Below are 14,627 nucleotides of genomic sequence, written 5' to 3'. Positions count from 1 at the left end.
AGACCATGACGAGGACAAGGCTAGCATTCTCCGCGGCTGCGCTCGCGCTCGCCGCCGGCTTTCTCCCCGGCGCCGCCTGGGCGCAGGGCAAGGTGCTGAAGTTCGTCTCCTGGCAGAAGGACGAGCGCGGCGTCGGCGACTGGTGGGGCTCGGTGATCAAAGAGTTCGAGGCGACCCATCCCGGCGTCAAGATCGAATGGACCAAGGTCGAGCGCGGCGCCTATGCCGACACGATGACGACGCTGTTCGCCGGCGGCAAGCCGCCCGACATCGTCCACCTCGCCTCCTTCGAGTTCCAGAAGTTCGCCGATAATGGCTGGCTGGAGCCGCTTGATCCCTACATCAAGGAGGCCAAGCTCGATCTCAAGGGCTGGGCCGGGCAGGACACCTGTACCTGGAACAAGCAGACCGTCTGCACGATGATGCTCTATTTCGGCTATATCTTCGCATACAACGAGGAATTGCTGAAAAAGGAAGGTCTTTCCGTCCCCAAGACCTATGCGGAATTCCTCGCTGCGGCGCAGAAGCTGACCAAGGACGTCAACGGCGACGGCATCGTCGACCAGTTCGGCACCGGCCACGAGACCAAGGGCGGCGGCGGCCAGTACATGAGCGAGATGATGAACTACACGCTCGATGCCGGCGGGCGCTGGACCAACGATGCCGGCAAGGTGACGATCAACACGCCCGAGATGATCGAGGGCCTGTCGCGCTGGAAGACCATCGTCAAGACCAGCCTGACGCCTCGTGACCTGCCGGCCGGCGAGGTCCGCCAGATGTTCGCCGACGGCAAGATCGCGATGAAGACGGACGGGCCCTGGCTCTATCCGATCATCCAGAAGGGCAAGGCCAAGGACCAGATCAAGCTCGGCATGGTGCCGTTCAAGCCGCCGGTCGGCGGCTCCTCCAACGTGCTCGGCATCGCCGCCGATGCGCCCAAGGAGAACAAGAAGCTGGTCTGGGACTTCATCGCCATCGCGACCTCGGACAAGTTCCAGTCGAGCTATGCGACGCTGGGCGCCTCGCCGCCGCCCTCCCCGCGCGCCGACACCTCGGCCGCGACCAAGGACACGCCGCATTTCGACCTCTTGGTGCAGGCGACGAAAGCGGCAGCCGATGCCAAGGTCGACCGCATCCCGAAGGGGCTGGAGCTGCAGTTCAACGAGTTCGCCAAGATGGTCATGGAAGAATCGCAGCGCATGATCATCCAGGACCTCGACCCGAAGACGGTCGCGGCGACGATGCAGGCCAAGGCCGAGGCGCTGCAGAAGCAGTAGCCGGAGTGCCGTCATGGCCGGGCTTGACCCGGCCATCTCGGAAACCAGTGCCCTCTCGTCATGAGATTCTCGGGTCTGCGCTTCGCTCCGCCCGAGAATGACGAGCTTCGGCAAGGAGGCCCCATGCCCCGATCAGCCTTCCTCGACCTCGCCCGCCCGAGCCGGCGGCACTGGCTCGGCTATCTCTTGCTGGCGCCGGCAGTGCTGCTAATTGCGCTGATCATCGTCTACCCGCTGTTCGTCTCGGTGGATCTCTCCTTCCAGAACGTCAACATCGCCCGGCTCGACCAGCCGCGGCGGCCGTTCACCACCGCCAATTACGAACGGCTCTTCGCCTCCGAGGATTTCTGGAACGCCTGCTGGGTGACGTTCAAGCTCGTCACCATCGTCTCCTTCTTCTGCTTCCTGCTCGGGCTCGGCACGGCGCTGTTGGTCAACAACCGCTTCAAGGGCCAGGCGCTGGCGCGGCTGCTGGTCGCCCTGCCCTGGGCGATCCCGGAAGTGATCGCGGTGGTGATCTTCGCCTGGCTGTTCGATTCATCCTTCGGCCTGATGAACTGGCTCTTCATCAAGCTCGGCCTGGTCGATCAGACGATCAACTGGTTCTCCTCGCCCGACGCCGCCTTCGCCGTGGTCTGCACGGTGATGGTCTGGAAGGGCTATCCCTTCGTCTCGATCATGATGCTGGCCGGGCTGCAGTCGATCCCCGAGGATTTCTACAACGCCGCCAAGGTCGACGGCGCCCGCGCCTGGCAGCGGCTGCTGTACATCACCATCCCCTCGCTGATGCCGGTGATCGGCGTCACGCTCGTACTGGTGATGCTCTGGGTCTTCCGCGACTTCTCGATCATCTACGTGCTGACCGGCGGCGGCCCGCTCAAGGCGACGCAAAGCCTCTCGATCATGACCTACGAACAGGCTTTCGGCTTCTTCAAGATGGGCTACGCCTCCGCCATCGGCGTCATCACCTTGATCGTCTGCGTGATCGCGAGCCGGCTGATGATCGCCCGCGCGCCGGACAATATCTGAGGAGGCGGCGATGATTTTCCGGATCGCGTTCACCCCCCGCATGGTCATCCCGGACGAAGCGAAGCGGAGATCCGGGATCCATTCCGGAACCTTCTTCGGAAATGCTCCGGAATGGATCCCGGGTCTCCTTTCAGTCGCCCGGGATGACCGCGCGAATGAATGCGAGGTGCTGTCGTGAAACGCCGCTCACTCCGCGCGTTTGCCCTCTATGCGCTCGTGATCACAACCTGCGCCATCCTGGTCTTCCCGATCTACTGGCTCGTCGTCACCGCGCTCTCCGAACCGAGCCAGCTGCGACAATTGCCGCCGAGCTTCTGGCCGAGCGAACCGCGCTGGGGAGTGTTCGGCCAGATCATGGCCGAGCGGCCGATCCTGCTCTGGCTCGGCAATTCGGCGCTCGCGGCGATCGGCGCGGTCGCGATATCGATGGTCGTCTCGGTGCTCGCCGGCTACAGCCTGTCGCGCTTCCGGGTCCGCGGCGGCCAGTCGCTCGGGCTCTTCATCCTGACTGCGAAGATGCTGCCGGCGACGCTGCTGGTGATCCCGCTCTTCGGCATCTTCCGCAATCTCGAGCTGATCGGCAGCCTGTGGTCGATCATCCTCGCCCACGCCACGCTGATCATCCCGTTCACGACCTGGATGCTGAAGGGCTATTTCGACACGATCCCGCGCGAGCTCGAACAGGCGGCGATGGTCGACGGCTGCTCGCCGCTCGGCGCGATGGTCCGCGTGATCCTGCCGGTCTCGGCGCCGGGGCTCGCCGCGACCGCGCTCTACGGCTTCGTCCTGTCCTGGTCGGACTATGCCTATGCCCGCACCTTCCTGACCAACGCCCAGGGCAACTGGACCGCCAATCTCGGCATCACCACGATGAAGGGCGAGTACATCTCGAACTGGAGCGACATCTCTGCCGCCTCCATCCTCGTCGCGCTGCCGATCCTTCTCATCTACCTCTTCCTCGAACGCTATCTCGTCGGCGGCCTGACCGCCGGGGCCGAGAAATAAGAGAATCCGCATGGCTGGAATCCGCATCGACAGCGTCACCAAAACCTATGGCGGGCTCACCGTCCTCAAGGCGTTCTCGCTCGACATCGCCGATGGCGAATTCGTCGTCCTCGTCGGCCCCTCCGGCTGCGGCAAGTCGACCATGCTGAAGATCCTCGCGGGGCTGGAGGAAGCCTCCTCCGGCACGATCGCGATCGGCGAGCGCGATGTCACCGACCTCGCCCCGGGCGACCGCGACATCGCCATGGTCTTCCAGAACTACGCGCTCTACCCCCATCTCACCGTGCGCAAGAATATGGGCTTCGGCCTGAAGATGCGCGGCACCGATGCCGGCGAGATCGACCGGCGCGTCAACGAGGCCGCTAAGATCCTCGGCATCGATCATCTGCTCGAGCGGCGGCCACGCGCCCTCTCCGGCGGCCAGCGCCAGCGCGTCGCGCTCGGCCGGGCGATCGTGCGCGAGCCGCTGGCCTTCCTGATGGACGAGCCACTCTCCAATCTCGACGCCAAATTGCGCGTGCACACCCGCGCCGAGATCAGCGCCCTGCACAAGAGGCTGCGCGTCACCACGATCTACGTCACGCACGACCAGACCGAGGCGATGACGATGGCCGACCGCATCGTCATCATGAAGGACGGCGTGATCCAGCAGATCGCCTCACCCGACGTGATGTTCCGCGAGCCGGCCAATCTCTTCGTCGCCGGCTTCATCGGTTCGCCCGGCATGAATTTCTTGAAGGCAAAGGCGCTGGCGACAGGCGGCAGTGTCACCGCAAAGCTGTTCGGCCACGACGTGACGCTGCCTGTCGCGAACGCCGCGGCGCTCGCCGGCAAGGAGATCGTCGTCGGCTTGCGGCCTGAGCATATCGCCGCTGGTCTCGGGCAGGTCTCCTTCGCGGTCAGCCCACGGCTGATCGAGAGCCTCGGTAGCGAGCAATATGTCTATGTCGACCTCCCCGAACAGCATCGCCGCGAGGCGAACTCCGGCGGCGATGATGAAGCGCGGCGGACCTCGCTGATCGCGCGCCTGATCAATCCCGAGCCGCGGCCACCCGAGGCAACGTTGACGCTGTCATTCGACCCGGCGCGCCTGCATGTCTTCGATGCCGCCAGCGGTGAGGCGATCCGATGAGCACGATCCTGGTCACCGGCAGCGCCGGGCGCGTCGGCTCGCGTGTCGCCCGCGAACTGCTTGCAGCAGGCCACCGCGTCACCGGCTTCGACCTGCGCGCCAGCGGCATCGATCACCCCGCTTTCCGCGAGGTGCTCGGCGGTTTCGACGATCGCGCTGCGGCGAGGGAGGCCGTGCAAGGCACTGACGCGATCCTGCATCTCGGCGCCTTCATGTCCTGGCTGCCGGCCGATCGGGACAAGCTGTTCCAAGCCAATGTCGAGGGCACGCGTGTGCTGCTGGAAGAGGCCGCGGCGGCAAGGCCGAAGCGGCTCGTCTTCGCCTCCTCCGGCGAGGTCTATCCGGAGAATGTCCCAGACTACCAGCCGATCGACGAAGACCACCCGTTGAAGCCGCGCTCGCCCTATGGCTTGAGCAAGCTGCTCGGCGAGGAGATCGTGCGCTTCTTCGAGCGGACCAGCGGCACCCCGGCCACGATCCTGCGGTTTTCGCACACCCAGGATGCGAGCGAACTGCTCGACCCCGGCAGCTTCTTCTCCGGCCCGCGCTTCTTCCTAAAGCCGAAGATCCGGCAGCAGGAAGGTTTCGGCAATGCCGCCGCTGTCGCCGCGCTACAGGCCATCGACGACGGGAGCGAGACCTTGGTGCTGTCGCACAACGAGGCCGGCCGGCCCTTCCGCATGCACATCACCGACACCCGCGACATGGTCGCCGGCATCCTGCTCGCGCTGTCGGACGAGCGCGCCGCCGGGCGCACCTTTAATCTCGGCGCGACCGATCCGGTCGACTTCGCCGTCGCGCTGCCGATGATGGCGCAGTTGACGGGACTGCCGTTGAAGACCATCGACCTGCCGGGCGCCGGCGTCTTCTACGAGACGTCGAACGCCAGGATCCGGACCGAACTGGGATACGAGCCGCAATGGACCTTCGAGCGCATGATCGGCGAGGCGGCGCAGGCGCGGGCGAAGCGCGCGTCCTGACGCCGGACGAGCGCGACGTCCCGACCGGCGCAGCCGCCCTCGCCAAGGGCCTCTACCTCCTCGACGTGATCGGCGAGGCGCCGGCGCCGCCGCGCTTTCGCGACCTGCAGGCCGCGACCGGCCTGCCCAAGGGCACGCTGGCGCGCATGCTCAACACGCTCCTGACCTTCCGCCTGATCCGCCATGAGGAGAGTGACAACACCTATCGGCTCGGCCACCGCCTGTTCGAGCTCGCCCATCGCGTCTGGGAATCCTTCGACCTGCGCGGCGCCGGCGCGCCGGCGCTCGACCGGCTGGCCGAGGAGACGCGCGAGACTGCCGCGCTCTGCGCCATCGACAATGGCGAGGTGCTTTATATCGACCAGCGCAGTCGCGGCGGCCCCTATGGCTTCCGCATCGAGATCGGCCGGCGCGCGCCGCTCCACTGCACTGCCGGCGGCAAGGCCCTGCTCGCCTTCGTCCAGCCGCATGAGCAGCGTGCCCTCGTGGATCGTCTGAAGCTCGAGCGCTTTACCGAAACGACGATCACCGAGGAGGAGGCGCTCGCCGCCGACCTCGCGCTGAGCCGGGCGCGCGGCTACGCCGTCTCGCAGGAGGAGCACGTCGCCGGCGTCGCCTCGGTCGCCGCGCCGATCTTCGACCATACCGGCCGGGCCGTCGCCGCGATCGGCGTATTCGGCCCGTCCTCGCGGCTGACGCGGGAGCGATTGCACACCACCGGCCGCGACCTGATGGCGGCCGCACGACAGATCTCCGGCAATGTCGGGGCGACGCAGATGAACATTTCCCCGGCGCCGCGCTCGGCACGCCCGGTCGATCCGAACGTGCAATGCGTGCTGCCCTGGGGCGCCCATCTCGCCGAAGGCCCTTACTGGTCTGCCGGGGAGCAGCGGCTCTACTGGGTCGATATCCTCGCGCCCTCGGTCAACCGCTTCGACCCAGCGACCGGCAACAACGAGGAGGTCACCCTGCCGCGCCTGGTCAGCGCCGTGCTCGGCCGCCGTGGCGGCGGGCTCGTGGTGCTGACACAGGAGGGCCTCGAAGCCTTCGACTTCGCCAGCGGCCGGCTGACCGCGCTCGCCGATCCCGAGGCCGACATCCCCGACAACCGCTTCAACGACGGCAAATGCGACCGGCAGGGCCGGCTCTGGGCTGGGACGATGCGGCTCGACGCCAGCCGCGCTTCCGGCTCGCTCTACGCGATCGCGCCGGACCTCAGCTGGCAACGACAGGAAAGCGGGCTCACCGTCGCCAACGGGCTCGACTGGAGCCCGGACGGCCGGAGCTTTTACTTCGTCGATTCCGCCCATGGCTGCATCTATGCCTACGACTTCGACGCCAAGGCGGGCACGCTCGCCAATCGCCGCATCTTCACCGAGGTCGCCGGCCGCCCGGACGGGCTCGCCGTCGATGCCGAGGGCTTCGTCTGGTGTGCGATCTGGGATGGCTGGTGCGTGCACCGCTATGCACCGGATGGCCGGCTCGATCGCGAAGTCTGGCTGCCGGTGCCGCGCCCGACCAGCCTTGCCTTCGGTGGGCCCGATCTGAAGACGCTGTTCATCACCACGGCGCGCATCCGCCTGCCGTCGCGGGTTCTGGCGGAGGCGCCGTTCTCCGGCGGACTCTTCACCTTGCCGGTCGACGTGCCCGGCCTAGCCGCAGCGGAGTTCGGCGGGTGAGGGTCGAAGCCAATTATCCCGATCTCGCCGGCAAGGCCGCACTGGTCACCGGCGGGGCCGACGGTATCGGCCGCGCCATCGTCGAGGCGCTGGCGCGGCAGGGCGCGAAGGTCGCCTTCCTCGATATCGATGCCGCGTGTGGCGAGCGCTTGGCGGCCGAGCTTTCGGCAGCCGGCGGTGCTGTCTCGTTCCATCAGGTCGACCTACGCGACATCCCGGGGACGCAAGCGGCGATCGCGGCGGCCCGCGCCCTGCACGGGCCCTTTGCGATCGGCGTCAACAATGCCGGCCATGACGAGCGGCATGATTTCGAGGCTGTCACCGAGGCATACTGGGACGACCGTTTGTCCGTGAATCTCCGGCCGATGATGTTCGTCGCGCAAGCCCTGGCGCCGGACATGCGCGGCCTCGGCGGCGGGGCGCTGGTCAACCTGTCCTCGACCTCGTGGATGAAGGGCTCGCCGCACATGATCGCCTACACCACGGCGAAATCGGCGGCGATCGGCTTCACCCGCTCGCTTGCCCGGGCGCTCGGGCCCGATGGCATCAGGGTCAACTGCGTCACGCCCGGCTGGGTGATGACCGAGCGCCAGCGCACGCAGTGGTGGACGCCCGAGAAGGCTGCAGCCAATCAGGCCGCCCAGGCGTTGAAGGGCGAGATCCTGCCGGAGGACATCGCTCAGATGGTGCTGTTCCTGTGCTCCGACGTCTCGTGCATGTGCACCGGGCAGAACTTCATCGTCGATGCCGGCACGGTCTGAGGCGGTGAGTTCCCTCGACGACCTGCGCGCCCTGCTCGATCCGGCCGCCATCGTCACAGACCCCCAGGCGATGGCGCCGCACCTGACTGACTGGCGCGGCAAGCATCGCGGCGCGGCGCTCGCGCTGCTGCGCCCGCGCAGCGTGGAGGAAGTCTCGACCATCCTGCGCTGGACCAGCGCGACGCGCACGCCGGTCGTGCCGCAGGGCGGGAATACCGGCCTGTCGGGTGGAGCGACGCCGGACGCCTCGGGCAGAGCCGTCCTGCTTTCGCTGGCGCGCCTCAACCGGATCAGGACGATCGAGCTTGAAGGCGACACGCTCGCTGCCGAAGCCGGCTGTATCCTTGCCGACGTCCAGCAGGCCGCCGCCGCGCATGATCGGCTGTTCCCGCTCAGCCTCGGCAGCGAGGGCTCCTGCCAGATCGGCGGCGTGGTCGCGACCAATGCCGGCGGCATCAACGTCATCCGTTACGGTACGGTGCGCGATCTCGTGCTCGGCCTCGAATACGTTCGCGCCGATGGCGCCGTGATCCATGGCCTCAAGCCACTGCGCAAGGACAATGCCGGCTATGCGCTCAAGGAGCTGGTGATCGGCTCGGAAGGCACGCTCGCGGTCGTGACCGCGGCGACCTTCAGACTGTTTCCAAGGCCCCGGGCGAGCGCAACGGCACTCTGCGGCCTCGCCAGCCCGGCGGACGCATTGCGGCTGCTCGCTTTGCTGAGGCAGAGCGCAGGCGAGCGCATCTCCAGCTTCGAACTGATGTGCGACGCCGAGATGGGCCTCACCCTCAACCTCGTGCCCGGAACGACCCTGCCGCTCGACGAGCGCCATGCCTGGTACGCCTTCATCGAGCTCGGCGACAGCGATCCGAACAGCCCTCTCGATGAGCTGCTGACGCGCGTTCTGGCCACCGCGCTTGAACAAGGCGTGCTCCGCGACGCAGCGATCGCGCAGAGCGAGGCGCAAGCCAAAGCGATCTGGCATCTGCGTTTCGCCGTCGCGGAAGCCAACCGCCGCGCCGGCCCGATCGTCTCGCACGACACCAGCGTCGCGGTCGCCGACGTCCCGGCCTTCATCGCGGCGATCGAGGCGATGGCTGCCGAGCGCTTTCCGGAGGCGCGCGCGCTCTTCGTCGGCCATGTCGGCGACGGCAACATCCATGTCGTCCTGCGTCTTCCCAGGCAGACGCCGGCGGAGCAGCTTGCGGATATCGGCCATGCCGTGAATGCGGAGGTCTTCGCGATCGTCAGCGGTTTCGGCGGCAGCATCACCGCCGAGCACGGCATCGGGCGTAGCCTGACCGGCATGCTGGTACGGCATGCACAGCCGGAGGCGCTGGCGCTCATGCGAGCGGTCAAGCAGGCCTTCGACCCGCTCGGCATCCTCAATCCCGGCGCGGTCCTCGCGCAGAGGTGACCCCGCCCGCGGCCCAGCGAAGCGCCGGGAATACTCGAACCGTTCGCGACCAAGAGCAGCGGGAGAGTTACTTTAGAAGACATATAAACTATTGTATTTGCTAAACAATTCGCCCTGGTTTAACTGCTTGGGACGATCGCGGGACGAAGTGCTCAGTCGGCCTCGTCGCTCGATCGCCCGGAACCGCTTCGACGGACGCGGCTCCGTTCGGACAGCGCTCCCGTCAAGGAGGGGCGCCACAAGACCACGGACCCAATTCGATGCAGCGTTTGATCGGCACAGTCCTGCTCGCGACGGCCATTGCCGTCACCCCCATTGCGGGCTTCGTCGTCCTGGCTCAGACCACCCCCGCCGAGACCGCGCCGGTGCAGCAGAGCCCATCCGGCGCTCATGGCGGCGGGCTGCCCGCTCCCGCAAACTCGAACCCCGCACCAGCTGCTGCTCCGAGTGGTCAGGCCCCGCCTGTGTCTCCGAACACCGCTGCGCCAACCGCTGCTGCGCCTGGTCAGGGCGCCCCTGCTCCGGCCCCTGTACCCGTCGCAGGGCAGGCCACGCTGCCGCACGACCTGTCGCCCTGGGGCATGTTCATGGCGGCCGACATCGTCGTGAAGGCGGTCATGCTCGGCCTCGCCTTCGCCTCGCTGGTGACCTGGACGATCTGGCTCGCCAAGGCGCTCGAGCTCGCCGCTGCCAAGACGCGGGCGCAGCGGGCCGTGCGCCGGCTGGAAGAGGCCGTCAGTCTCGACGAAGCCGCGCGCGCGATCGCCGGCCGCAAGGGACCGCCCCGCGGCACGGTCGCGGAGCTGGTCGGTGCCGCCCAGAGCGAGCGCCAGCGCTCCGACGATCTCGGCGAGGACGGCATCAAGGAGCGCGCCGCGATTGCGCTGTCGCGGATCGAGGCTCGGGCTGGCCGAAACATGGCGCGCGGCACAGGCCTGCTCGCCACCATCGGCTCGACCGCCCCGTTCGTCGGCCTGTTCGGCACGGTCTGGGGCATCATGAACTCGTTCATCGGCATCAGCCAGTCGAAGACGACGAATCTCGCCGTGGTCGCGCCAGGAATCGCCGAGGCGCTGCTGGCGACCGCGATCGGCCTTGTCGCGGCGATCCCGGCCGTGATCATCTACAACGTCTTCGCCCGCGCCATCTCCGGCTACCGCGCCACGCTCTCCGACGCCTCGGGCGAGGTGCTGCGCCATCTCTCGCGCGATCTCGAGCGGGCGCGCCGCCAGGCAGCCCAGCAAGTTCGCGCCAATCTGCATGCCGTGCCGGTCCAGCCCGCCGCCATGCCGCGCGTCCCGGCGGAGTAAGCCATGGCGGTTTCGCTCAAGGAAGCCCAGGACGGCGATCTCGGCGAGGTCAGCGAGATCAACGTCACGCCGTTCATCGACGTGATCCTGGTGCTGCTGATCATCTTCATGGTCGCAGCGCCGCTCTCGACCGTCGACGTCGCGGTCGATCTGCCGGTCTCGAACGCCCAGCCGCAGCCGCGGCCGGACAAGCCGGTCTTCCTGACCGTGAAGCAGGACCTCTCGCTCGCGCTCGGCAACGACACCGTGCCGCGCGAGTTGCTGCAGGCCACCCTCGACCGCCAGACCAACAATGACCGCGAGCAGCGCGTCTTCCTGCGTGCCGATGGGGCTGTGGCCTATCGCGAGCTGATGGAGGTGATGAACAAGCTGCGCCAGGCCGGCTATCTCAAGATCGCGCTGGTCGGGCTGGAGGATACCGGTCAAGGCGCCGCGCAAGGGGCAGGCAGGCCATGATCTCGCCCGCGCCGGATCGCCGCTGGCTCGCCGCGCTGCGCTGGGGCGTCGCTGCGATTGCCGTCGCCGCCGCCCATGGCGGCGCCGCCTGGGTCGGCGTGAACTGGCGCCCGATGGAAGCCGCCGCCGGCGCGCCCGAGCCGGCTGTGATGATCGAGCTCGCCGCGCTCTCGGTCGCGCCCGAGGCGCCGCCGGAGGACCTGCCGGTCGCAGAACAGCGGGCCGAGCCGGAACCGCCGCCGCCCGAGCCGGTCAAGGAGACGCCGCCCCCGGAGCCCGAGCCGGTTCCCGAACCGACGCCGGTCGAGCAGCCGGAGATCAAGCTGCCGGAGCTGCCGCAGGTCCCGAAGCTCGACGCCGTGCTGCTGCCGCCTCCACCCGAACTGAAGCCGGTGGAGAAGAAGCCCGAGCCGAAACCGAAGCTCGTCGAGAAGAAGGAGAAGCCGAAGCCCAAGCCCAGGATCGTCGAGCGCAAACCGGTCGAGCAGCGGGCCAAGGAGGCTGTGGCGCCTAAGCCGTCGGAGCAGCGCGCCTCGGCGCCGACCAGCGCTGCGCAGGGCACCGCCAGTCAGCCGACGGTCTCGACGGCGTCCTGGCGCGGTTCGCTGATCGCCCATCTCAACCGCTACAAGCGCTTCCCAGGCGGCGCGAGCCCGGGCACGGTCCAGGTCGCCTTCGCGATCGACCGCAGCGGCAATGTCCTATCCTCGCGCGTCGTCGGCTCGTCCGGGGATTCGGCGCTCGACGCCGAGGCCGCGGCGATGATCCGTCGCGCCAGCCCGGTTCCTGCCCCACCTGCGGGCGTCGGCGGTGGCGGAGCGATCTCGCTCTCGGTGCCGGTGCGCTTCAGCCGGTAAGGCTTCGGCTCAGCGCGGGGCGCCTGGGTTCTGGAACGGCGAGGTAACCGTGTCGCCGACAGCGGCTCCGGTGTCCTGGATATTGTTACCGAGATGCTCGAACCTGTCGCCGAGATTGCGGCGAGCCTGCGAATCGACCACCGCGACCGGGGCGGAGACGACGATGCCGGCGGCGGTACCGACCGCGGCTGCAGCGCTGCCGGTGACCTCGATCAGCCGATCGCCTAGGCCAACACGGGAATCGGTGATCGGTTGGCCGTCGACCAGGCGCGTGCCGATCAACTTCACCACCTCCGGGCTCTCGGCGAATTTGCCATGGTTGAGCTTGTCGCCGGTGCGCAACTTGGTGAGGTTGAGGACCGTGATCTTGTCCTTCTCGAACTCGCTCTTGTAGGGCTCGACATCGGGATCGACGGCGCCCAGACGATCCTTGTTGCCCCAGACCCGGCGCGAGACCGCGAGTGCGCGGTCGTCCTGCGAGACGAAGAGGGTGAATTTCGGCCGCCGCCCCGTCATTTCCGCGATCTGCGTGCGGAAGACGTCGGCATCGACATCAGGCGAGGCGAGCATGACATTGGCGATCTTCGGCGGGATGCCGCGATTGCGCACTGCCATCTGGGTCAGCGATTCCAGCGCGACCCAGTTGCCCATGGAGTGGGCGAGCAGCGAGACCTCGCCGATGGCCGGATCGCGTGCGAGGTTCTGCAGCAGGTTTTCCAGCGCATTACGCGAATAGGTCGCGCTCTCGCGGTCATAGCCATAGGCGAAGAGCGAACCGCGCGAAGGCCAGGTAAACAATACCGGCACGACATCAGCGCCGGAATCATGGACGATCTGGGCGAAGCGGTAGACCGCATCCTCGAAGCGGTTGTTGAAGCCGTGGACGAAGACCATCACCCGGCGCTTCGGCACGCGCGAGACCCGCTCATGCAAACGCGCCAGACCCGTCTTGGCGTCGAGCTTGTCGACCTTGAGGGTGACGAAATCGGTCTCGGGGTTGCCCGGCAGCCGGCTCGGCCACTGGACTTCGCCGATCTTGCGGCGGCTGTCGGGCGGCAGCGAGATCGTCATCTCGACGAAGGACGGCTTGCCGCGCTCGCCGGAGTAGAGCACGCCGGCATCGGGATCGGCCGCGCGCGTCGTCGCGACCAGCATGGTGACCTTGCTGGCGCCCGGCACGGTGGAGGCGACCGGCATTAGCACGCCCTTCACGTCGCCGGCGCAACCGGCGAGGAAAATTGTCGTGGCCGCGGCCGCGAGGACGCGGCGGATAGCCGGCGTGGGCAAGTCTTTGCGGCGGATCGGCATCACGGGCTACCCAGCTGCGGCACGGCGCCCAGACCATGCTGGCGCGCCGCCCGCTACGTCAAGGACGCCGAAGCCACAGTTTCGGTCAGACCATGTACTGGCCGCCATTGACCTCGATGGTCTGGCCGGTGATGTAGCCGCTCATCGCCGGGCTGGCGAGGAAGAGGAAGACGCCGACATTGTCCTGCGGCGTGCCGACGCGCTCCATCGGGACCGTCTTGCGCATCGCCTCGACCTGCTCGGCCGTCGAATAGCGCTCATGAAACGGCGTCATGATCACGCCCGGCGAGACGCCGTTGACGCGGATGCCGAAGGGCACGAACTCCTTGGCCATGCCGCGGGTCAGGTTGAGCACGAAGGCCTTCGAGCTGGCATAGAGCGAGGAGCCCGGGCCGCCGCCATTGCGCGCCGCGATCGAGCTCAGATTGATGACGCTCGCCCTGCTGCCGGACTTCTTCAGGTAGGGCAGTGCCGCCTTCGAGGCCATCACCACAGAGCGGACATTGAGGTCGACGACGCTGTCGAAGAACTCGTCCTCGATCTCGGCGATCGGCGTGCGCTTCACCAACGCGCCGGCATTGTTGACGAGGACATCGAGCCCACCCAGCTTGTCGGCCGCCTTGTCGACGAGAGCGACCGCCTGCTTGCTGTCGGCGACATCGGCCTGCAGCACATGCGCCTCGCCGCCAGCCGCCCGAATCTCGGCTGCGACGGCGTTCGCTTCGGCCTCGCTCGACTTGTAGTGCACCACGACCCGCATGCCGTTGGCGGCATAGGCTTTGGCGACAGCGGCGCCGATGCCGGTGCTGGAGCCGGTGACCAGGGCGCGCAGCCCCTTGAGATCCTCGAGCATCATTCCTCCCTTTGGATTCAGGTCTAAATCGTTTCAAGGCCGATCTTGCGCGACGCGAAGCCGGTCCACCAGCGCCAGTTCGGCAACCCCGCCATTCCCGAACGATCGTTCAGAGGAACTTGGTCATCGCCTTGAACTCGGCGAGCAGCCCGCGCGCCTCGTCCGGAAGACTGCCGGCCGCTTCCTCCAGGCAATGGCCGATATGCTCCTGGATCAGGATCTTGCGAGCGGCGCCGTGCTGGTGCTGTGCTTCTCGATCGGTTTGGCGATCACGCTGGTCGCGGTCGGCGTCGCCGCCTCGCTCAGCCTGCGCGCCGTCGAGAAGCGCTCGACATGGCTGTCGACGGTCGCAGCGCGGGCGCCCTATTTCTCCGGCGTGCTGATCGTGCTGGTCGGCCTCTATACGGCCTGGCACGGCTGGAGCGGGCAGCAGGCGCAGCTGCCACGCGCCGCGGCGATGCTGCTCAGCCCATCGCCTGGTTGACCAGCGCGAAACGGTGCGCCGGGCCGGGCGCGGCCGGCGCGGCGCCGCGCGCCATCACCACGCCGGAGGCGACGAGCGG

The 14,627-nt window shown here is 67.6% G+C and carries 15 protein-coding genes; 13 read left to right on the top strand and 2 right to left on the bottom strand.

What is annotated here, in order from left to right:
- The first annotated feature begins 5 nt into the window (after window positions 1-5).
- The 12 genes from CXY91_RS16525 (at window position 6) to CXY91_RS16475 (ending at window position 11,903) form a co-directional block, all read left to right on the top strand.
- A complete protein-coding gene (locus CXY91_RS16525; RefSeq protein WP_100962385.1) occupies window positions 6-1,277 on the top strand; it encodes an ABC transporter substrate-binding protein in 1,272 nt (423 codons plus the stop codon).
- A 123-nt stretch (window positions 1,278-1,400) separates the two neighbouring features.
- Complete coding sequence (locus tag CXY91_RS16520; RefSeq protein ID WP_199777476.1) at window positions 1,401-2,306, top strand: carbohydrate ABC transporter permease; 906 nt, start codon at window positions 1,401-1,403, stop codon at window positions 2,304-2,306.
- Window positions 2,307-2,316: 10 nt separating this feature from the next.
- A complete protein-coding gene (locus tag CXY91_RS30245) occupies window positions 2,317-2,484 on the top strand; it encodes a hypothetical protein (RefSeq protein ID WP_158673448.1) in 168 nt (55 codons plus the stop codon).
- Window positions 2,481-3,311, top strand: coding sequence for a carbohydrate ABC transporter permease (locus tag CXY91_RS16515; RefSeq protein ID WP_100962383.1), 831 nt, complete (start codon window positions 2,481-2,483; stop codon window positions 3,309-3,311). Before CXY91_RS30245 ends, CXY91_RS16515 begins: the two co-directional genes overlap by 4 nt.
- A 10-nt stretch (window positions 3,312-3,321) precedes the next feature.
- Window positions 3,322-4,443, top strand: a complete 1,122-nt coding sequence (locus CXY91_RS16510; protein WP_100962382.1) for an ABC transporter ATP-binding protein — start codon at window positions 3,322-3,324, stop codon at window positions 4,441-4,443.
- On the top strand, window positions 4,440-5,423 hold the full coding sequence (locus CXY91_RS16505; RefSeq protein ID WP_100962381.1) for an NAD-dependent epimerase/dehydratase family protein: 984 nt from the start codon (window positions 4,440-4,442) through the stop codon (window positions 5,421-5,423). Before CXY91_RS16510 ends, CXY91_RS16505 begins: the two co-directional genes overlap by 4 nt.
- Window positions 5,363-7,102, top strand: a complete 1,740-nt coding sequence (locus CXY91_RS16500) for an SMP-30/gluconolactonase/LRE family protein (RefSeq protein ID WP_100962380.1) — start codon at window positions 5,363-5,365, stop codon at window positions 7,100-7,102. The genes CXY91_RS16505 and CXY91_RS16500 overlap by 61 nt, the downstream gene beginning before the upstream one ends.
- Window positions 7,099-7,863: an SDR family NAD(P)-dependent oxidoreductase gene (locus CXY91_RS16495; protein ID WP_100962379.1), complete on the top strand. Its 765-nt coding sequence runs from the start codon at window positions 7,099-7,101 to the stop codon at window positions 7,861-7,863. Before CXY91_RS16500 ends, CXY91_RS16495 begins: the two co-directional genes overlap by 4 nt.
- A 4-nt stretch (window positions 7,864-7,867) precedes the next feature.
- Complete coding sequence (locus tag CXY91_RS16490) at window positions 7,868-9,280, top strand: FAD-binding oxidoreductase (RefSeq protein WP_248307519.1); 1,413 nt, start codon at window positions 7,868-7,870, stop codon at window positions 9,278-9,280.
- 260 nt (window positions 9,281-9,540) lie between these two features.
- Entirely contained in the window at window positions 9,541-10,590 is a 1,050-nt protein-coding gene (gene exbB / locus CXY91_RS16485; RefSeq protein WP_100962377.1) for a tonB-system energizer ExbB, read from the top strand.
- Window positions 10,591-10,593: 3 nt separating this feature from the next.
- The gene (gene exbD / locus CXY91_RS16480; protein ID WP_100962376.1) at window positions 10,594-11,046 is read left to right on the top strand and encodes a TonB system transport protein ExbD; all 453 of its coding nucleotides are present in this window, start codon (window positions 10,594-10,596) and stop codon (window positions 11,044-11,046) included.
- Window positions 11,043-11,903, top strand: coding sequence for an energy transducer TonB (locus CXY91_RS16475; RefSeq protein WP_100962375.1), 861 nt, complete (start codon window positions 11,043-11,045; stop codon window positions 11,901-11,903). Before exbD ends, CXY91_RS16475 begins: the two co-directional genes overlap by 4 nt.
- A gap of 9 nt (window positions 11,904-11,912) precedes the next feature.
- Here the strand turns inward: CXY91_RS16475 and CXY91_RS16470 are convergent, their stop codons facing one another.
- A complete protein-coding gene (locus tag CXY91_RS16470; RefSeq protein ID WP_100962374.1) occupies window positions 11,913-13,211 on the bottom strand; it encodes an alpha/beta hydrolase in 1,299 nt (432 codons plus the stop codon).
- 85 nt (window positions 13,212-13,296) lie between these two features.
- Window positions 13,297-14,064, bottom strand: a complete 768-nt coding sequence (locus CXY91_RS16465; protein WP_100962396.1) for an SDR family NAD(P)-dependent oxidoreductase — start codon at window positions 14,062-14,064, stop codon at window positions 13,297-13,299.
- A gap of 202 nt (window positions 14,065-14,266) precedes the next feature.
- On the opposite strand from CXY91_RS16465, the gene CXY91_RS16460 reads away from it, so the two are divergent.
- Complete coding sequence (locus CXY91_RS16460; RefSeq protein ID WP_158673447.1) at window positions 14,267-14,548, top strand: sulfite exporter TauE/SafE family protein; 282 nt, start codon at window positions 14,267-14,269, stop codon at window positions 14,546-14,548.
- Window positions 14,549-14,627: the final 79 nt, after the last annotated feature.

The sequence above is a fragment of the Allobosea sp. FBZP-16 genome (assembly GCF_002831785.1).
GTDB classification, from domain to species: Bacteria; Pseudomonadota; Alphaproteobacteria; order Rhizobiales; family Beijerinckiaceae; genus Allobosea; species Allobosea lupini.
This window is presented reverse-complemented; position numbering and strand designations above follow the sequence as displayed.